This is a genomic window from Chryseobacterium sp. 2TAF14 (genome assembly GCF_052115105.1).
In the GTDB taxonomy this organism is placed as follows: domain Bacteria; phylum Bacteroidota; class Bacteroidia; order Flavobacteriales; family Weeksellaceae; genus Chryseobacterium.
Map to the genome: position 1 here is coordinate 1 of NZ_JBFRGA010000049.1, position 20,079 is coordinate 20,079.

Consider the following 20,079-nt stretch of genomic DNA (forward strand, 5'->3'; position numbering starts at 1 on the left):
GTAGTAAATTGGTAAAATACCGATAGATATTGCTTTTTTAAAAATGATTATTAAATAAATTTCTACATATGAAAAAGGTAATCTTGGCCGCAGTTTTTTTAGCAGGCTTTACTTATTCATCAGCTCAGCAGGCTCCTGCAGTTGATCCAAAAGAAAATAAAGACTTAATGACATGGTATCATAAAGATTTTGCGACGACAAAAGTTTATGGTGTAAATACTGAAAATGCATACAAATTTTTAGAATCAAAAGGCTTAAAACCTAAAACCGTTGTTGTTGGTGTTTTGGATAGCGGTGTTCAGGTTGATCACCCCGGATTGGTGAACAATATGTGGAAAAACCCTAATGAAGTTCCGAATAACGGTAAAGATGATGATGGAAATGGCTACATAGACGATATTCACGGCTGGAATTTTATCGGTGGTAAAAACGGTGACATCGGTATCGATAATATGGAAGTTACAAGGGTTGTTGCAAAATATAAGCCTGTTTTTGAAGGCGATAATTCTACCCAGAATAAAGCAAATCAGGCAAAAATGCCGGAAGAATTTGCGATGTATATGAAGTCGAAAGAGCTTTTTACCAAAAAAAGTGTTGATGCAAGACAAAGCTTCCAACGTTATTCAATGATTAACGAAGCTATACCTTCGATGATTACAGTTTTGGGAGGTCAGCCATTAACGGCAGAAACTCTTAAAAATAAAAAGCCTTCAACCCAACAAGAAGCAGCTGCATTGGAAGTTCTTAACAACCTTGTTAAAAGTCCTGATTTTGCGGGAAAATCTCCTGCCGAAGTTGAAAAAACGATGAAAGAGCAGATAAAAGGAGCTTTAGATTATTTTGGTCCGATGGCAAAACAATATGATCTTAATTATGATCCGAGAGCAGAAATTGTAGGTGATAATTATGACGATTATTCCGAAAAAATCTACGGAAACAATCATTATCAAGGTCCTGATGCAGAACACGGAACCCACGTTTCCGGAATTATTGCTGGCTTACCGCAAGGTAACGAAGTACAATACGGAGTTGCTTCAAGGATTGCAAAGATTATGTCGGTAAGAACGGTTCCTAATGGTGATGAGAGAGATAAAGATGTTGCCAATGCCATAAGATATGCGGTAGACAACGGCGCGAAAATTCTTAATATGAGCTTCGGAAAGCCTGTTTCTCCGGGTAAAAATGTAGTTTGGGATGCATTCAAATATGCAGAAGACAAAGGTGTACTTCTTGTAAAAGCTGCCGGAAATGAAAATGAAGATGTTGCAGAACACCTTGCTTATCCTACAAATTTTAAAAATATTACAGACGCAGCGCCATTTGTAAATAATGTAATGGTGGTGGGTGCAAGTACCAACAGAAATAATGAGTTGAGAGCAGATTTCTCAAATTATAATAAAAAAATGGTAAATGTTTTCGCTCCAGGGGAAGAGATTTATTCTACGGTTCCTACGAACGAATACAGCTATCAGCAAGGAACTTCCATGGCTTCACCAGTAGCAGCAGGAGCGGCAGCGGTATTGTTGGCTTACATGCCAAATCTTAAACCTGCACAGATTATCGAAGCGTTGGTTAAGACAAGTAACCTGAGTACGGAAAACGAATTTGGTGAAAAATCTCAGGCAGGCGGAGTAATCGATGTGAAAAAAGCTGCAGAATATGCTTATAATAATTTCTACGACGGAAAATCGAATACAGTAAAAACAAAAGCTGTAAAAAAATCTAAACCGGCTAAGAAATCTGTAAAGAAATAATAATCAGACAGATTGTGATACATTTAAATAAAGCCTGGGTTTTCTCAGGCTTTATTTTTTTGAGATTAAATAAAATTTGGCATGGTTTTTTGTATTATCTTTAATATTAAATAATAAAACTACGATATGAAAAAGCTATTACTTGCAGGCATATTAGGAAGCTCGCTTTTCGCAGTGTCTTGTTCCACGGTTCAAAAAGCTAAAGATGCACAAAATGTAAGATCAGAATTTTTGAAAATGAAAGGAGACTGGCAGATTGTAAGCATCGATTATGATAAGCAATACAAAATCAAACCTTTTGATGAAGGCGCAGATGCACAATGTTTTGTAGGAAGTCACTGGAGATTTATTCCGAATAATTATTCAGGTTCTTATACTTTAAACGGAGGTGGTTCTTRCCCAAGTGTGATACGAGCGATCAAAGTTGATATTAAAGGAGATACTTTTACCTTCAAAAAAATTGCAGACGGTACAAAAGCTAAACAAAATACGGCAGGATATACTTTAACTGTAATTAATAATTCGACAGATCAGTTTTCTTTAGAGCAAAATGTGCCATTCGACGGAAGTACAATCAGAGTGGTTTACAACTTCGAGAGAACCGGAATGGATTATACCAGATAATTAACTAAAAATAAATTAAGATGAAATTTAACAAAACATATATAGCAGCATTATTTTTATCATCAGCTTTGTTACTGACAAGCTGTGAAGCAGTACAAAATTCTAATCACCAGCAAAGAGGTACTGCTGTAGGAGTTGCTTCCGGAGCGGTAATTGGAGGTGTATTGGGAAATAATGTAGGAAAAGGTAAAAACGCAGCATTAGGAGCTGTTTTAGGTGGAATTATCGGTGGTGTTGCAGGTAATGTTATCGGTAACAAAATGGATAAGCAGGCTAAAGATATTAAAGAGACTTTACCTGGTGCAGAAGTGGAAAGAGTAGGAGACGGTATTAAAATTACAATGAATGAAAGTATTGTAACCTTTGCATTTGATTCATCAGATCTTACTGCGCTTGCTAAAACAAACTTAGATAAATTAACAAAAGTTTTAATCGATAATCCTGATACAAATATCAATATTTACGGACATACCGACAGCAAAGGTGCAGATGATTATAACCAAAGACTTTCTGAAAGAAGAGCAAATTCTGTAAAATCTTATTTGATGTCTAAAGGAATTTCATCAAGCAGATTGTTTGCTTTAGGTGAAGGAGAATCTATGCCGGTTGCTTCAAATGATACCGATGCAGGAAGAGCAAAAAACAGAAGAGTAGAGTTTGCCATTACAGCAAATGAGAAAATGATTAACGATGCACAGCAAGGTCAGTAATCATTTAGCATATAAAYATTATTTCTTAAACCGCTTTAGCGGTTTTTTTGTATTTTTATACCTGATTTTTTTGTCATAAATCATTATTTTTGCAATCGAAACCACATTAATGAAGAAATATTTAAAACTCCTTCGGGTAGAACAATGGGTAAAGAATCTTTTTGTTTTCGTTCCGCTTTTTTTCTCCGGTAATGTTAAAAATTTAGATTTACTTAGTAAAAGTATTTTTGCATTCGTTATCTTTTCTCTGGCTGCAGGTGTTGTTTATATTCTTAACGATTATAACGATATCGAAGCAGACCAGAAGCATCCGGAAAAAAGAAGACGTCCGCTTGCAAGCGGAGCTGTTTCAAAGAAAACAGCGATAAGCATTCTTATTGGCTTAATCATTATAGATCTTGCGCTTATATTGTTTGCACAATTCTATTTTCATCGCCCGATCTGGAAGTTTGCTTTTATCATCGTATTTTATTTTATGATGAATCTCGCTTACACATTCAAGTTGAAGCACGTTCCGATTATTGATATTTTTATCATCGCTATTGGTTTCGTGCTTCGTGTTCAGGCAGGAGGTTACATTACAGGCATTTTTATTTCGCAGTGGGCAATCTTATTAACGTTTGTTTTGGCGTTGGTTTTAGCTATTGGAAAGAGAAGAGGAGAATTGATTAATGCACAGGTTTCAGGGAAAACCAGAAAAGCTTTAGACGGCTATAATGTACAGTTCGCAGATATTGCACTTTCAATTTCTGTGACTTTGGCAATTGTTTGTTACCTTATGTTTACACTTTCACCGGAAGTTCAGCTAAAATCACATTCAAGTATTTTTTATACCGTCATAGTTGTTGTTTTTGCATTTCTGAGGTATTTGCAGCAGACATTGGTTTACAATCGTACAGAGTCTCCTACAAAAATTTTGTACAGAGATCGTTATATTCAGATTACTTTGGTTTTGTGGGTCGTTTCGTTTTTAATTTTAATCTATTTTAAAGACAGTATTCTTAATTCTAATTTACTGTAATTATGAAGCCAAATTTCATCCAAAAAGTTACAAACTGGGGCAATTTTCCTGTTGTGGAAAAAGAGATGAAGTCGGAAGACAGCTTCAGGAAGATTAAAGAATTTGTGCAGAACCATAACGAGGTGATTGCAAGAGGAAACGGGCGATGCTACGGCGACGCTTCGTTGGGTGAAAGTATTTTTTCTACTAAAAAATTAAATAAATTCATCAGTTTTGACCGTTTAAACGGAATTATAGAATGCGAATCCGGCGTTTTATTGTCTGATGTTTTAGAAATATCGGTTCCGCAAGGATATTTTCTGTATGTGACTCCTGGAACAAAATTTATTTCCGTTGGAGGTGCAATTGCATCTGATGTTCACGGGAAAAACCATCATTCTGAAGGCTGTTTTTCAGAATATGTGATTGATTTTAAATTGATGACAGAAAATGGTGACATTATTACTTGCTCAAGAGATGAAAACTCAGGAAAATTTTATGCAACCATCGGAGGAATGGGACTTACCGGGATTATTCTTTCAGCACGTTTTAAGCTGAAAAATATAGAAACAGCTTACATTCGTCAGGAAAGTATTAAAGCTGAAAATTTAGATGAAATATTCAGATTGTTTGATGAAAGCGAAAGCTGGACTTACACCGTTGCATGGATCGACTGTCTGCAAAAAGGCAAAGATATCGGAAGAAGCATTCTGATGAGAGGTGAACATGCTTTTGCGCACGAACTTCCTCAAAAATTTTCTAAAAATCCTTTAAGATTAAAGAAAAAGTTTTCTCCGACCGTTCCGTTTTATTTTCCGGGATTTATTTTAAACGCTTTTACCGTAAAGCTTTTTAATCTTTTGTATTACAAAAAACAGACTCAAAAAGTATTAAAAAATATTATCGATTACGAAACATATTTTTATCCGCTGGATGCGATTAATGACTGGAATAAAATTTACGGTAAATCTGGCTTCATCCAATATCAAATGGTGATTCCGAAAGAAAACGGTAAAGAAGGAATGAAAAAAATCCTTGAAACCATTGCCAACAGCGGAAACGGATCTTTCCTTGCCGTATTGAAATTATTCGGAAAAAATAATCCTGAAGCGTACAATTCTTTTCCCATTGAAGGTTATACTTTAGCTTTAGATTTTAAAGTAAATTCTAAACTTAAAAAGCTGGTAGAGCAATTAGATCAGACCGTGCAGGAATTTGGCGGAAGAATTTATCTTACCAAAGACAGCATGAGCAAATCTTCATTGACCGATTATCTTAAAAATGTTGAAAGTTCAAAATTTGTTTCTTTACAGCACAAAAGAATTTTAAATAATAAGTAAAATGATAGTTCTCGGAAGTACATCTGAAGTAGCGCAGGCTTTTGTGGAAAAAGCTTTGCAGGAAGGCGAAAAATAYGAAAGAATTTATCTTTTTACCTCAAACAAAGAAGCAACGGAACGGTTTGCAAAACATATCGATGTGAAATTTTTGCAGCAATCTGAAATTATTGAGCTTGATTTAACGAAAGAAATCAATTATTTTGATTTTGATCATGTAAGTTCAAATGTGCTGTTTTGTGCGACCGGTTATTTGGGAGAAAGCACCGAAGATGGCTTGTACGACAATAAAAATACAGAACGGATTATTGATATTAATTACTCAAAACTGGTTCCTGTGATCAATTATTTTGCACAGAAATTTGAAAGTAAAAGATCAGGAACTATTATAGGGCTTTCGTCGGTTGCAGGTGATCGCGGAAGGCAGAGCAATTTTATTTATGGAAGTGCAAAAGCGGCTTTTACAGCCTATTTAAGTGGTCTTCGCAATTATCTTTTCGAAAAAAAGGTTCATGTTTTGACTGTGAAACCCGGTTTTATGGCAACAAAAATGACTGAAGGTTTACCTTTGAATCCGAAATTGACGGCAACTCCGAAACAAGCGGCTGAATGTATTTACAGAGCTTTCAAAAAACAGAAAAATGTTGCATACGTTTTACCGGTTTGGGGCGTTATTATGATGATCATCAGAAATATTCCTGAGTTTATATTTAAAAAATTAAAGCTTTAACTATAGTATGAAAAAATTGTATTGTTTTGATTTTGACGGAACAATTACCTTCATTAAAAATATAGACAGAGAAAATACGCACAGTCTTATGGTGACGGCTTCTTTAGACATTTGGACTAAACCTTTTGCCGAAAAACTGCAGATGCAGCTTGTTTCTACAAGAGCAGAGTTCAAAAACGGGGTTTTTACAGGTAACTTTATTGGTAAAAACTGCAATGGAAAAGAAAAGCTGGAACGGATAAAAAAAGAAATTTCCAACGAAAAGTACGATAAAATCATAGCTTTCGGAGATACCTCAAGTGACAAGCCAATGCTGAAATGGGCAAATGAGGGTCATTACCAATTTTTTCATTAATTTTGAAGAATTAATAAAAGTAAAATGAATAAACTGCTGATTTTTTGTTTTGCAGCGATCATGAGTTGTACAAGCACAATTGCACAAAAATCTGAAGATATGCAGAATAAAGCTGAAATTGTAATGTCTGAATCGCAAGGCGGAACCGAGCAGGCTGGTTTTGTGATGATTAAAAATGAAAAAGAATTTCAGGAGGCAATAAAGTCTATGCAGGGAATTTCTCTCGTAGAAGTAGGAAATGAACCGGCGATAAAATTTCCGGCTTTTCCAATAGATAAAAAAGTAATTCTGTATAATCAGGGAAGATTCAATTCCGGAGATCACACGATAAAAGAAATCAAAAGTATTTCTGTGAAAGATAATGTGCTTTATGTAGAAGTGCCGATGTACGACTCTGGCGGAATGGAGATTCAGGTGCTTTCAAATCCGTGGTTTATTTTTACAGTTCCTTCCAATTATCAATTCAATTCAGTCCAATTAAAATATTCCAAATAAAAATGAATAAAATATATTTAGATAACGCTGCTACGACGCCGCTTTCTGAAGAAGTGATCGATGCAATGGTCGATACGATGAAAATCAATTTCGGAAATCCTTCTTCAACTCACAGCTTCGGGCAGGAAGCTAAGATTCTGATTGAGAATGTGAGAAGGCAGGTTGCAGATTATCTACATGTAACTCCCGCTGAGATTATCTTTACATCTTGCGGTACTGAGTCTAATAATATGATTATCAAATCAAGTGTTGAGCATCTTGGTATTGAAAGGATCATCAGTTCGCCGATGGAACACAAATGCGTTTCTGAGAGTATCCTGGATATGAAAAACAGAAAAGGTGTTGAAGTTGCTTATATTCGTCCTAATGAAAAAGGAGATATTGATTTAGCTAAATTAGAAGAGTTACTTAAAAATTCAGATAAAAAAACACTAGTAAGCTTAATGCATGCCAATAACGAGATCGGAAATATTGTCGACATCAAGAAAATTGCACAGCTTTGCAAAGAAAACAATGCGCTTTTTCATTCTGATACCGTTCAGACAATGGCGCATATGACTCTTGATTTTGCGGATATCCCTGTTGACTTTGCATCTTGCAGTGCACATAAATTTCATGGTCCGAAAGGAATTGGTTTTGCATTCATCAGAAAATCTAGCGGATTAAAAGGGATTATTACAGGCGGCCCTCAGGAAAGAAGTCTGAGAGCAGGAACAGAAAACGTTGCAGGTATCGCAGGTTTAGGTAAAGCTCTGGAACTTTCATTAAATAACATGGAAGCATATACAGAGCATATGCAGAATGTTAAACAATATACCATTGAAAAGGTTTCTGCAGAAATTCCGGGAGTGAAATTTAACGGGAGAAGTTCAGAAGCAGATAACAGTTTGTACACGGTTGTAAGTCTTTTATTACCTTACAAAAATCCTTTGATCGGATTGCAGCTCGATATGAAAGGAATTGCCGTTTCGCAGGGAAGCGCATGTTCTTCAGGAGCTTCAAAACCTTCGATGGTAATGATGATGGTGCTTTCAGAAGACGAAATGGATAACTGTACACCTTTGCGTGTATCTTTCAGCCATATGACGACAAAAGAAGATATTGACACTTTTGTAAATGCTTTAAAAGAGATTTCTCAGGATTTTATTATAGAAAATACAAATGTTGAGCATAGATAGGCTTTTCATTTTAAAGTGCTAATTTTGAATTAAGAAAATAAATAAGAATATTAATAATTAAAAGATAAAAAAATGGCTTTAGAAATTACGGATAGCTCGTTTCAGGAAACGGTTTTAAAATCAGACAAACCGGTATTGGTAGACTTTTGGGCAGTATGGTGCGGACCGTGCAGAACATTAGGACCAATCATCGAAGAAGTTGCAACAGATTTTGAAGGAAAAGCTGTGGTAGGAAAAGTAGATGTAGACAACAATCAGGAAATTTCTATGCAATACGGAATCAGAAATATCCCTACAGTTCTTATTTTCAAGAACGGTGAAGTAGTAGATAAACTGGTTGGTGTAGCTCCAAAAGAAGTAATCGCTGAGAAATTAAGCGCACATTTATAAAAAAATCACTTTGATAATGAATGCTTTCCGTTTTGGGAGGCATTTTTTGTTTCTAAAAGTTTGCAGATAATGAAAAAAGCTATATATTTGCAACCACAATAACGGAAGGTAATTCTTCAGGAATTGTAAAAAGATCCGGTAGTTCAGCTGGTTAGAATGCCGCCCTGTCACGGCGGAGGTCGCGGGTTCGAGTCCCGTCCGGATCGCAAAGTTTTACAATTTTAGCTTTAAAAAAATTGATCCGGTAGTTCAGCTGGTTAGAATGCCGCCCTGTCACGGCGGAGGTCGCGGGTTCGAGTCCCGTCCGGATCGCTGAAAGTTTTACAATTTTAACTTTAATAAAATTGATCCGGTAGTTCAGCTGGTTAGAATGCCGCCCTGTCACGGCGGAGGTCGCGGGTTCGAGTCCCGTCCGGATCGCAACTACATTATCGAAGTAGTACAAAAGCTTTAAAACATACGTTTTAAAGCTTTTTTTGTTTTATGTCTGTTCAAAAGAGTTTTAAAAGGCTAAAAAAAAATTCACTGTAATTATGAATATTAAAAGTTGGTAATTCTTTAGAGTTTTAGTTTAATATTTAGAGCTGTTTAAATTTCATAAAATCTTGTAACCAATAAAAACTTACTATTTTCATAGATTTAAAATATTGATAATTAATAAACTATTCATTTATTGAAACTTTAAAATAAAAAATAATTAAAGTTTATTGAGTTAAGAGTCTGTTTAAATTTATTGGAAAAACGCTAAGACACAAGATTTGATAAAAGTTCTATGATTTTAAGACGCAAGGAGAAAATCAAAGATTTTCTTTTACAATGCTGATGATCAATTTTTATCAAAAATAAAATTCTTGCGCCTTAAAGAATATTATAGTTAAACAAATTTGCGCCTTTGCGAAAACCAATCATGAAAATTCATATTTAATAATTTTTAAACAGGCTCTAAGAAAATTAAGAATTTGAATTTTAAAGCAGGCTTTAATAATTGGTTCAAAAATAATTGTTTATACGTAAAAGAAAAATATTTTGTATTTTTCAACTTCTGAAGAAGTATGAATAAGAGAACAACAAATACTTTAGCGGTAGAAGATTTTCAAAAAGACAGCAATGTTGCCTTTGGAATTTTGTACCATAAATATTTCGGCTACACCAAAAAATTTATTCTTGGTAACAAGGGTAATTTAGAAGATGCGGAGGATATTTTTCAAGATGCTTTGATTATTTTATATGAGAAATTGTATGATGATGATTTCAAAGCCTACACTTGCCTGGCTAATTATGTTACGGGGATTTCTAAAAATTTATGGCTGAAAAAACTGCGAAACCGAAACTTTTTTGTCGAGATTCATGAAAATTATTATTTTGAAAACAAGGAAGAAATTAATCAGGCAATAGAAAATGAGAGAGATTATCTGGATAAGCTCAACGATTATATCAATGAAATCTCTGCGCATTGTCAAAACCTCATCAAGGATATTTTTGTGAAGAACAAAAACATCGAAGAAATACAGGAAAAATACAAATATTCCAGCAAACACAATGCGCAAAATCAAAAGCATAAATGTGTAGAACAAATCAGGAAAATTAAAAAAGCAGATAATTTTAAACAGTAATTATCAAATTTTTTATAAAAAATCATCTTTCATTGGGTGATTTTTTTTGTTTTTGGGAACTTCTTAGTAAACACTTTATCCTATGTTCACAAAAGTATTTTATGCATTTTTGCTTTTAGTCGCATTTCTCGTTCCTGCAACCGATATTTTAGATTAATCGGAAAATAAACAGCAGATACTTTACACAGTTATTAAGAAAGAGCTTTCCGGAGATATTTTAAAAACAACAGAAAATTCAAAATCATGAAAAATATATTAAAACTTATTCTTTTTTTACTTCCCCTTTTTGCGTTCACCCAAAAAACAGAACACAGAAATTTAGAAAAGAAACTGGCAATTCAGGATTATGATCCTGTTGCGTATATCGAACAGAACAAAGCCGTAAAAGGGAAAAAAGAACTTGCGGTCAATATAAACGGAGCTATTTATTACACCTCTTCGAAAAAAAACCAAGAACTTCTTAAAAAAAATCCTTACAAATATGAGCCTGTTTATGGTGGCTGGTGCGCATTTGCACTTGGAGATTATGGCGAAAAAGTAGAAATTAACCCTACAACCTTTAAAGTAATCGATGGTAAAACGCATTTGTTTTACAATAAATTTTTCAACAATACGCTTACTTCCTGGAATAAGAACGAAGCTAAACTGAAAAAAAGTGCAGACCAAAACTGGAAAAAACTGACAGAAAAATAAATAGGAACCAGCAAAGCTTATTTAAGTAAGAAGTTAAGATTAGGATTTATACAGACAACGTTTTAACTCTAATCAGAAAATTATACAATCAATAAAAACATTACAATTATGAAATCAATGATCACCTTTATTTTCGTTTCATCATTTCTCTTGGATTCCTGCATCAGAGAAAATACCGCAACAGAAGACCTGATGGAAATGGCGTCGGAAAATGCTACACTAAGATATTCTGGAAATTTTATTCAGGGACCGTACGGAAATAATGTTAACGGAAAAGCCGACATCTATGAAAAAGACGGTGTTTTTACATTGTTTTTTACAGATAATTTCACCGTTAGCAACGGACCCGATTTGTATGTCTATGTAAGCAAAGAGCAGCAGCCTTTACAATTTATTTCTTTGGGAAAACTGAAGTCTGTAAATGGCGGACAAAGCTATACGTTTACAAGTGCAGTCAATTTCGACGACTATAAATATGCCGTTGTTCATTGCCAAGAGTATAATCATTTATTTTCCTACGCTTTACTTCAAAAATTATAATCACACAACTATGAAAAACTATATCAATTGGGCATTGCGATTAATTCCCTCCATTATTTTACTTCAGACATTATATTTTAAATTTACCGCTCATCCAGATTCTGTTGCTATTTTTTCTAAACTGCATGCAGAGCCGTTTGGAAGAATTTTTTTGGGAATTTTAGAACTTATTATTACGATTCTGATTCTGAATCCGAAAACTACATTTTTAGGAGCTGTTTTAGGGCTTTTCACAATGATAGGCGCAATATTATCACACATTTTTATTTTAGGAATCGATACCAATGACGATGGCGGAAAACTATTTTTCCTGGCGTTGACAGTTTTTATCTTTTGTATTATTCTTATATTTAAATTCAAAAAAAGAAAAAATGCATAGCAACAATACGCCGGTTTTTCTGCTTCTGCTCAATATTCTTACCGAACAGCAAAATGCATTGCGTAAAATATCTTCGGAAACCTACACCTTTGCAATCCCGAGTCTGGATGGTGCAAGCATTGGCGGACACACGCGTCACAGCATAGAATTTTTAGAAATATTACTCGATTCATATTCTACCGGCATAATTAATTATGATGAGAGAAAGCGAAATTTAGAATTGGAAAAAAATCCCGAAAAAGCAATTGAAGCCATTTCAAAAATCATTGCCAATATCAATTTGCCGAATAAAAACCTTGTTTTACAACAAAGAATGGGCGAAATTCATATTGAAATACCCACGAATTTTTACAGAGAAATGCTGTATAATATTGAGCATTGTATTCATCATCAGGCATTGATAAAAGTAGCTTTTAACGAAATGAAAATAAGTCATTTAATTAACGAAAATTTCGGAATTGCGCCTTCAACCATTCAATACAGGGAAACCCAAAATTTAAACTAAATGTGTACTGTAACGTATTTTCCGCTGAAAAATAAAATCGTTCTGACTTCTAACCGGGACGAAAAACCGACTCGTTCTGCACAGGAAGTTTATAATGATAATAACATCTTTTATCCTAAAGATGCTACGAAAAACGGAACCTGGTTTGCGGTTTCAGATAACGGAAACGCCATTGTTTTACTGAACGGAGCTTTTGAAAATCATCAAAAAACGGATGATTATCGAAAAAGTAGAGGACTCATCGTTTTAGATTTAATAATTAAAGAAAACATTTTCGACTCGATACAATCAATTGATCTGGAAAATATTGAACCTTTTACTTTGGTTGTTTTTCAGAAGAAAAAAATTGCAGAATTTCGTTGGGACGGCTCTGARAAACATTTTAAAATTTTAGATTCAGATCTTCCGTACATTTGGTCTTCTGCAACGTTGTATGATGAAGCTGCAAGAGAAGAGAGACAACAGATTTTTCAGAAATTTCTGCAAAACAAAACCGTTTCGGAAGAAAGCATATGGGATTTTCATCATCAAAAAACGGATGATCTGGAAAACGGAATTACCATAAAAAGACAAAATACGATACAAACCATAAGTACGACACAACTGGTAATTTCTGATAAAATATCACTGAAACACTGCGACCGGCTTAACCCGTTTTCAAAACCTGAAAAAAAAATCATTAGAAATGCAACTCAGACATCGGCTTCATAAAATTACGCATTGGGAATACTGGTCTACTTTTTCCATTTACATGCCGCTTTTACCGGTTTGGCTATATTGTGCATGGAAGGCAAGAACGCTTTTGTTTTTCCACGGAGCAAATCCTTCCATAAAATACGGGGGAATGGCGATGGAAAGTAAAAAAGAAATTTATGACTTAATTCCCAGACAGTGGATTCCTAAAACTTTTTTTGCTTCTTCAGAAACCTATTTTCGGGAAATTTTACTTGAATTGCAATCACAGGCAATAGATTTTCCCGTTATTGTAAAACCGGATGTAGGATTAAAAGGTTTGGGCGTGGTACAGATCAATAGTTTAAATGAATTGGAGAATTATCAAAAAAACAGTGATTGCGATTTTTTGGTTCAGGAAAAAATAAATTATCAAAATGAAGTTGGTATTTTTTACCATCGTTTTCCGGACAAGAAAAAGGGAAAAATCACCGGAATGGTAAAAAAAGAATTTCTCTCTGTAAAAGGAAATGGCAAAAAAACGTTGAGAGAACTGGTGATGGAAAACCCCAGAAGTGCATTTCAGATAAAGGCAATAGAGCAAAATAGTGAAAACGAGATGCAAAAAATAGTTCCTGAAAATGAAGAAATTGTTTTAATCCCTTTCGGGAGCCACACCAGAGGAGCAAAATTTATAGACATTTCAACTGAGCTTACTGAAACATTAGAGCAAAAAATAGATGAAATTTGTACCAAAGTGAATGGCTTTTATTTCGGCAGGCTTGATGTGATGTTTGAAAATTTGGAACTTCTGCAAAACGGCGAGAATTTTAAAATCATAGAAATAAACGGGGCCAAAAGCGAACCAACACACATGTATGATCCTAAACATTCGCTTTTTTTTGCATGGAAAGAGATTACAAAACACTGGAAAATAATGGCAGAAATCAGCCGCAAAAATCATGAAGCAGGTTTCCCCTATCTGAATGTTAAAGAAGGGTTTTTAGCTTTAAAAAATAATCTGGCTATAGAAAAAAAGCTGAGGAAAATTTCCTGGGTTGACTGACTTGAATAAACTTTATTTATCTTTTTATTAAATAGTAAATAATTATAATAAGTGTCTGTAATTCAATGAATTAATTTCAATGAAAATTTAAAAAAGGATCAAACCCAATCGTATAAAAGCTTCAAAACATATGTTGTGAAGCTTTTTTTTGTTTATTAGGTCGATTAAAAAATGATTGACTTTTGAATCATGCATACCATATAACTGTTATTATTTCAGGCAAAGGTTATTATAACTAAAATCAGTATAAATACGTAACACTATGTTTTTTACAATTTTTATTTTTACAGTAAATTATTTAACATAATAGTAAATATGAGTTAAGATTTAATGTTGATTTAGGCTGAAATATTAAATTTTAAATTATTTGTGATTATTGTTTTGTTGTAATTATAATAAATGTATATTTGTTAATAATTGTTAAATGATATTTTATATTTGTTAATAATTAAAATAAGCTTAACCAACCGAAAACCTAAATTAACATGAAACATTTCTTACAAAAATTCCTCTTTCGATTTGTTGATTATTAAATTTTTAAAATTTAAATCAACGCAGGTTACACTTTAATTATTTCATAAAATACATTAAATGTGGTACATCTTAATCTCCCGGAAAATTTTCGATCGGGTGTTATACCTCTATGGGTTTATTTTAAATTATATCAAAAAATCTAATCTATTTACTAAAAGATAAAATTTATCAGTTTCACTTTAAAAAACAATAACTATGGACGKAACAATAGGAGAAATCCGACTTTTTGCCGCAAACTTTGCACCAAAATCTTGGTCGTACTGTAATGGCGCATTACTCGCAATCAGAGCAAACACTGCTTTGTTCTCTATTTTAGGAACAACGTATGGAGGAGATGGGGTGACTACTTTCGGTTTGCCTAATCTTTCAGGAAGATCTGTAGTGGGAGCTGGACAAGGACCAGGGCTGTCTAACTACAAATTGGGACAGGCAACCGGAACCAATTCTACAACCCTCACTCTTCTGAATCTTCCGCCGCATACTCATACTGCAGGAGGAAGTCTGGTAATTCCTGCATTTTCAGAACAGGGAGATTCAGGAACTCCATCAAATAACATTTTGGCTTCAAACGGATCGATGTACACCTCGCAACCAAGTGACTCTACTACAAAAACTACTCCTCTTAATATTCAGGTGGGAGTTACGGGAGGTAGTATGCCTCTTACTATTACTCAGCCTTCAATCGGGATGAATTATATTATTTGTATGTACGGTATATTCCCGTCTAGAGGATGATAAATCATTTTCTATTTTTTTAAATCATTAATAACAATTAAAAAATTAAAAATACCATGGAAGGTTATATAGGAGAAATTCGATTATTTGCTGGAAATTTTGCTCCCTTAGGTTGGGCATTTTGTGATGGAACATTATATAGCATCGCAGTATATAGTACCGTTTACTCAATATTGGGTACTACATATGGTGGTGATGGCAAAACTACGTTTGGTGTACCAGATTTACGCGGGCGTGTTGCTGTAGGTACAGGTCAGGGAGCAGGCTTACCAAATATTGAACTTGGCGAGGCTGGTGGTACAGAAACTGTAACAATGACTACCGCACAGATGCCGATGCATACTCATACTGGAACGGCAACAATTGCATTTCCTGCTTTTTCTGAAGCTGGGGATACGGGGATTCCTTCAGGAACTATTTTAGGAGGTTTGCAGGGTGCTTATTCTACTCAGCAGGCAGATACAAATATAGCTCCGGCTACAGTTTCCGGAAATTTATCGGCTGTAGGTTCGGCTGTTCCTTTTTCAATCGTACAGCCTGTTATGGCAGCCAATTACATCATCTGCTTAGAAGGATATTATCCTCCAAGAAGCTAATTCATTAAATATTTAATTCTAAAAAACTAATCATATGGAAGGAACAATGTCAGAAATAAGAATGTTTGCCGGAAATTTTGCCCCAAAATATTGGGCTTTTTGTCAGGGGCAAATAGTAGAAATCAATACAAATCAGGCACTTTTTGCACTTTTAGGAACAATGTACGGCGGAAACGGAGTTACCACGTTTGCATTGCCAAATTTTGCAGGAAGAACTCCTATGGGAACCGGAACCGGAGTAGGAACCGAAAGCTGGATATTAGGAGAAATGGATGGTACACCAACAGTAACATGCTTGACGAGTAATATGCCTGCACACAACCATGCTTCTGGTACAGAGACGGCTTCTATTAAAACATATTCAGATGGCGGAGATACAGGTTCACCTTCAAATGGTACACTTGCTTCTGTATCAGGTTTATATTCAAACCAGCCTGCAGATACAACATTAAGACCAATCCCGACAGCATTGAGTATAAGTGTTGCAGGAGGAAGTCAGCCGATTAATATTCAGCAGCCGTTTTTAGGAATGAATTATATCATTTGTTTAAACGGAATTTTCCCTTCAAGATCATAATTAATAATATAAAAGCCTCTAGTTTGTACGATTAGGGGCTTTGTCAGAAAAATATGAAAATAGCTTTACTTTTACCGAGATCCGTTATTTATCCTTCCATTTCTTTTGATATAATGGATGGCTTTAAGCAGGCGCTAAAAAATATCGGCTTGGAAGGTCATCACGAAATCGTATCGGCAGGAATAGGTGTTGCCGCAAAACATGAAGAAATTTATGAGCGTTGCGAGCAATTTCTTTTGGAAGGCGCAGATATTATTATAGGATATATCAATCCTCTTACCGCTGAGTTTATTCATTCTCTTTTTGAATCTTCAGGCAAAACTTTAATTGTTTTAGACAGCGGATATCATTTTCCGGCTTTTCAGGGGAGGCTTTCCAATGCGTATTTTATATCTCTTCAGGGAGGTTTGTGTACGAGAGTAATTACCCATAAAGCCATCGAAGATGGGCATAAGAACTTTGCATTTACGTGCTCTTTCTATGATGCGGGTTATCGCCCGTCATACATTTATCCGGCTGCAGTTGAAGAAAAAGGTGGCGAGATTGGCTTCAATCACGTTACCTCTTTGCGTCGTGAAGATTTTACCTTAGCGCCACTTAACGAATATCTTGAGCAGCAAAAAGAAACTGCGGTTCTTGCAACATTTTGTGGTGATATGGCAGATGATTTTTTCAGAGCAGGGAATGATCTTGTTAATAATCATTCGGTGTACGGAACAGGTTTTACATCAGATGAAGCCTGGCTTTCAAAAATACCTTATTCAGGTAAAGACTGGAAGTCTGCTGTAGCTTGGTCTAAAACTTTAAAAACGCCGGAAAACGAAACTTTTGTAAGAATAATGGATGGAATGAAAGAAGGTAAAGCGAATCTTTTCTCTTTATTGGGATGGGAAGCTGCTCTTTTTATAGCATTTGAAAACGAAAATTTTGACGGTATTACCATCAGTTCGCCACGTGGAAAAGTATACATAAACCCTGAAAACAGATTTACAGAAGCTCCTGTTTATTACGCCACGGTTTCAAAAGACGAAACAACAGGAAACTGCCTTCTGAAAGACATTGAGGTAGCTTCGGTTACAGAATCGGAACGTGAAAGTTTAAAAAATAATATTAAACATATTCAAAGCACTGAGGCAAATTCGTGGCTTAATGCTTATGCCTGTTTAGAATCATGATGAACATATTTAAAATAGCAGTTTTATGTAATAACCGGATGGCAATTCCGGCTATACAGGCTTTATACAAAGAAGGAAGGCTTTCTGCGGTGGGTGTAGCTGAAGGAAATACAGACGTTATTGATTTCGCTTCCATGTTTTCAAAACAAACCGGAATTCCATTATTAATAATTAAAAAAGAAAATCTTTCTGCTCAGCTGGAAGAATTGATCTCAAAAACCGAAGCCCGATTTGTTTTCACAATGACATTTCCGTGGAAGATACCTGCAGAAGTTTTAGATAAACATCAAGGTAAATTTTACAATTTTCATTACGGATTATTGCCCGAAATGCGCGGCGCAGATCCTGTTTTTGAATCGATCAGAAGCGGAGCAAAAGAAACCGGGATTACCGTTCATGCCATCGAAAATAAAATCGACAAAGGAGCAATTATTCTGAAAAAGATTTTACCTCTTTCAATAAATATGACACATGGCGTGCTTTGTACCAATTTGTCATGGTTGGGAGCCAATTTGCTTGGTGAGCTTTTAATATTATTAAAAAATGATTCTAAAGGAACAAAACAAAACGAAGACAATGCTAAATATTTTGCAAAACCTGTAGCATCAGATGTTTGCATTTCCTGGCAAAAGCACGATGCCAAAACCATCGAGGCTTTATCAAGAGCGTGCAACCCGTGGAATAAAGGAGCATATACGCAATGGAATGGCTGGAATATAAGAGTGGTGGAAGCTACAGTAATTAATGAAACTTCACATCAGTCTGATATTCCCGGAACCATTTTATCGTTGGACGAAGAGAATGGGCTCATTGTAAAATGTAATAATGAAACCCAGCTTCGATTAGATATCATCTATACAGATGAAGGATTTATGAGTGGTCACAAACTGTTTGCTTTTGGTATGAAAAAAGGCAGCAGATTTGTGAATCTTTAATTTGAACCTAAAATGAATTAAATATGAGAGATTTTTATTCAAAAATCAAAACGCTGACAAAGACGGTCCTCATTGCAGGAGCGTCATTGTTGGGCTTTGCAGCCAATGCACAAACGTCTTTGGTTGCAGGCGATATAGCTTTTACGAGCTATGATTCTACTCCTTTGGCAGGAGTGGGAGATCGCTTTTCTTTTGTACTGCTTACGAATATTTCAGCAGGAACAACCATTAGTTTTACCGACAGAGGGTATAATGGTTCCGGATGGCAGGCTGCCGGAGGAACAGAATCATCCATTACCTGGGTAAGTAGTACAGCAATTCCCAGAGGAACCGAAATTTCTATAGTGGGACTTTCGGCTTCTACTTACAATCCTGTAACTACTTTAACAACCGCAAACGGAACCGTTACTCTTACTGAAGGGTCTTCTGTAAATGGTCTTTCATTATCAAATGTGGGAGATCAAATCATTGCATTTCAGGGAGGTGCAGGAAGTGTGACGGGGAGTGGCGCTTATTGTATTGCGGGTATCAATTATTTTTACAGCGCATCCAGCACAACAGCAGGATGGAATATTGGGGCATCTTTCCCGAATCCTAATGCTTCATTAATGCCTCCAGGTCTTACAGGAGGTACAAGTGCATTTTATACGGGATCGGTTTCAGGAAATACTCTTGCGCAGTCGGGGAAATTTAACTGTACAGGAACACCGACCACTACAACAGCATTAATACGTTCAGCGGTGATGACTATGTCAAACTGGTCACTTACTACAGCTGCGGGTTCTGCTTATTCAGGATGCCAGTTTATAGGAAGTAACCCCGTAATTACAGGAAATCCACCAAACAGAACCATTTGTGCTGGTGGAACGACAACGTTTTCTATTACGGCTTCAGGTGCAACCTCTTATCAATGGTATCAAAATTCAGGAAGTGGTTTTGTTGCTTTAACTAATATAGCACCGTTTTCTGGAGTTACCACGAACACATTAACAATAACGGGTGCTACAGGAGCAATGAACGGATATCAATATCGTTGTGTTGCAACTAATTCTGCGGGCTCGGCAACTTCTAATAGCGCAACATTAACGGTTTCGTCTATTTCTGCAAACGCAACCAGCACTAATGTTTCATGTAACGGAGGTTCTAATGGTACTGCTACAGTTGTAGCATCAGGAGGAGTTGCTCCTTATACCTATTCATGGTCACCTTCCGGTGGAACGAATGCAACAGCTACCGGTTTATCAGCTGGTACTTATACAGTAACGGTTACTGATAACCTTGGCTGTACAACTACAGCAAATGCTACCATTACTCAACCTGCAACCGCAGTTTCAGGAACGACAGTAGTTACGAATATTGCATGTAACGGAGCTTCAACAGGAGCGATTAACTTAACTCCAAGCGGAGGAACAGCACCATATACCTTCAACTGGGGTGGTGGAATCACTACAGAAGATCGTACCGGTTTATCAGCAGGAACGTACAC

At 35.5% G+C, this 20,079-nt stretch carries 22 protein-coding genes, 3 tRNA genes and 1 pseudogene; all 26 read left to right on the plus strand.

Features of this window, described 5'->3' with window-relative positions; all coding sequences use genetic code 11:
• The first annotated feature begins 68 nt into the window (after window positions 1-68).
• The gene (locus AB4Y90_RS07560) at window positions 69-1,754 is read left to right on the plus strand and encodes a S8 family serine peptidase (RefSeq protein WP_441556804.1); all 1,686 of its coding nucleotides are present in this window, start codon (window positions 69-71) and stop codon (window positions 1,752-1,754) included.
• 126 nt (window positions 1,755-1,880) lie between these two features.
• Complete coding sequence (locus AB4Y90_RS07565; RefSeq protein ID WP_441556805.1) at window positions 1,881-2,378, plus strand: lipocalin family protein; 498 nt, start codon at window positions 1,881-1,883, stop codon at window positions 2,376-2,378.
• A 20-nt stretch (window positions 2,379-2,398) separates the two neighbouring features.
• Window positions 2,399-3,088 (plus strand): OmpA family protein, encoded by a 690-nt coding sequence (locus AB4Y90_RS07570; RefSeq protein WP_441556806.1) that lies wholly within the window; start codon window positions 2,399-2,401, stop codon window positions 3,086-3,088.
• Between the two features lie 109 nt (window positions 3,089-3,197).
• Window positions 3,198-4,109: a UbiA prenyltransferase family protein gene (locus tag AB4Y90_RS07575; protein WP_441556807.1), complete on the plus strand. Its 912-nt coding sequence runs from the start codon at window positions 3,198-3,200 to the stop codon at window positions 4,107-4,109.
• 2 nt (window positions 4,110-4,111) lie between these two features.
• Window positions 4,112-5,428, plus strand: a complete 1,317-nt coding sequence (locus AB4Y90_RS07580) for an FAD-binding protein (protein WP_441556808.1) — start codon at window positions 4,112-4,114, stop codon at window positions 5,426-5,428.
• Window position 5,429: 1 nt separating this feature from the next.
• The gene (locus AB4Y90_RS07585; protein ID WP_441556809.1) at window positions 5,430-6,155 is read left to right on the plus strand and encodes an SDR family NAD(P)-dependent oxidoreductase; all 726 of its coding nucleotides are present in this window, start codon (window positions 5,430-5,432) and stop codon (window positions 6,153-6,155) included.
• Between the two features lie 7 nt (window positions 6,156-6,162).
• Window positions 6,163-6,510 carry an HAD family hydrolase gene (locus AB4Y90_RS07590; RefSeq protein WP_441556810.1) on the plus strand — a complete coding sequence of 116 codons (348 nt, stop codon included), beginning with the start codon at window positions 6,163-6,165 and terminating at the stop codon, window positions 6,508-6,510.
• A gap of 24 nt (window positions 6,511-6,534) precedes the next feature.
• A complete protein-coding gene (locus tag AB4Y90_RS07595) occupies window positions 6,535-7,005 on the plus strand; it encodes a hypothetical protein (RefSeq protein WP_441556811.1) in 471 nt (156 codons plus the stop codon).
• Between the two features lie 2 nt (window positions 7,006-7,007).
• Window positions 7,008-8,183: a cysteine desulfurase family protein gene (locus AB4Y90_RS07600; protein WP_441556812.1), complete on the plus strand. Its 1,176-nt coding sequence runs from the start codon at window positions 7,008-7,010 to the stop codon at window positions 8,181-8,183.
• A gap of 72 nt (window positions 8,184-8,255) precedes the next feature.
• Complete coding sequence (trxA, locus tag AB4Y90_RS07605) at window positions 8,256-8,573, plus strand: thioredoxin (RefSeq protein ID WP_027379107.1); 318 nt, start codon at window positions 8,256-8,258, stop codon at window positions 8,571-8,573.
• 132 nt (window positions 8,574-8,705) lie between these two features.
• Window positions 8,706-8,779: transfer RNA gene (locus AB4Y90_RS07610), tRNA-Asp, on the plus strand.
• 32 nt (window positions 8,780-8,811) lie between these two features.
• Window positions 8,812-8,885 (plus strand) — tRNA-Asp (locus AB4Y90_RS07615).
• Between the two features lie 34 nt (window positions 8,886-8,919).
• Window positions 8,920-8,993, plus strand: a tRNA-Asp gene (locus AB4Y90_RS07620).
• Between the two features lie 632 nt (window positions 8,994-9,625).
• The gene (locus AB4Y90_RS07625) at window positions 9,626-10,186 is read left to right on the plus strand and encodes an RNA polymerase sigma factor (RefSeq protein WP_441556813.1); all 561 of its coding nucleotides are present in this window, start codon (window positions 9,626-9,628) and stop codon (window positions 10,184-10,186) included.
• Window positions 10,187-10,429: 243 nt separating this feature from the next.
• Entirely contained in the window at window positions 10,430-10,879 is a 450-nt protein-coding gene (locus AB4Y90_RS07630; RefSeq protein WP_441556814.1) for a YHS domain-containing (seleno)protein, read from the plus strand.
• Window positions 10,880-10,987: 108 nt separating this feature from the next.
• A complete protein-coding gene (locus tag AB4Y90_RS07635) occupies window positions 10,988-11,419 on the plus strand; it encodes a DM13 domain-containing protein (RefSeq protein WP_441556815.1) in 432 nt (143 codons plus the stop codon).
• Window positions 11,420-11,429: 10 nt separating this feature from the next.
• Window positions 11,430-11,798 carry a DoxX family protein gene (locus tag AB4Y90_RS07640; protein ID WP_441556816.1) on the plus strand — a complete coding sequence of 123 codons (369 nt, stop codon included), beginning with the start codon at window positions 11,430-11,432 and terminating at the stop codon, window positions 11,796-11,798.
• Window positions 11,791-12,303, plus strand: a complete 513-nt coding sequence (locus AB4Y90_RS07645; protein WP_441556817.1) for a DinB family protein — start codon at window positions 11,791-11,793, stop codon at window positions 12,301-12,303. The genes AB4Y90_RS07640 and AB4Y90_RS07645 overlap by 8 nt, the downstream gene beginning before the upstream one ends.
• Window positions 12,304-13,014 carry an NRDE family protein gene (locus AB4Y90_RS07650; RefSeq protein WP_441556818.1) on the plus strand — a complete coding sequence of 237 codons (711 nt, stop codon included), beginning with the start codon at window positions 12,304-12,306 and terminating at the stop codon, window positions 13,012-13,014.
• Window positions 12,989-14,041, plus strand: coding sequence for a D-alanine--D-alanine ligase (locus AB4Y90_RS07655; protein ID WP_441556819.1), 1,053 nt, complete (start codon window positions 12,989-12,991; stop codon window positions 14,039-14,041). The genes AB4Y90_RS07650 and AB4Y90_RS07655 overlap by 26 nt, the downstream gene beginning before the upstream one ends.
• A 729-nt stretch (window positions 14,042-14,770) precedes the next feature.
• Complete coding sequence (locus tag AB4Y90_RS07660) at window positions 14,771-15,310, plus strand: phage tail protein (protein WP_441556820.1); 540 nt, start codon at window positions 14,771-14,773, stop codon at window positions 15,308-15,310.
• Between the two features lie 56 nt (window positions 15,311-15,366).
• A complete protein-coding gene (locus AB4Y90_RS07665; protein ID WP_441556821.1) occupies window positions 15,367-15,906 on the plus strand; it encodes a phage tail protein in 540 nt (179 codons plus the stop codon).
• Window positions 15,907-15,940: 34 nt separating this feature from the next.
• Window positions 15,941-16,483 (plus strand): phage tail protein, encoded by a 543-nt coding sequence (locus AB4Y90_RS07670; protein WP_441556822.1) that lies wholly within the window; start codon window positions 15,941-15,943, stop codon window positions 16,481-16,483.
• Between the two features lie 53 nt (window positions 16,484-16,536).
• Window positions 16,537-17,658: an ABC transporter substrate-binding protein gene (locus AB4Y90_RS07675; RefSeq protein WP_441556823.1), complete on the plus strand. Its 1,122-nt coding sequence runs from the start codon at window positions 16,537-16,539 to the stop codon at window positions 17,656-17,658.
• Window positions 17,655-18,593 carry a formyltransferase family protein gene (locus tag AB4Y90_RS07680; RefSeq protein WP_441556824.1) on the plus strand — a complete coding sequence of 313 codons (939 nt, stop codon included), beginning with the start codon at window positions 17,655-17,657 and terminating at the stop codon, window positions 18,591-18,593. The genes AB4Y90_RS07675 and AB4Y90_RS07680 overlap by 4 nt, the downstream gene beginning before the upstream one ends.
• Window positions 18,594-18,616: 23 nt before the next feature.
• Window positions 18,617-20,079, plus strand: a pseudogene (locus AB4Y90_RS07685) (hypothetical protein); the annotation flags it as partial.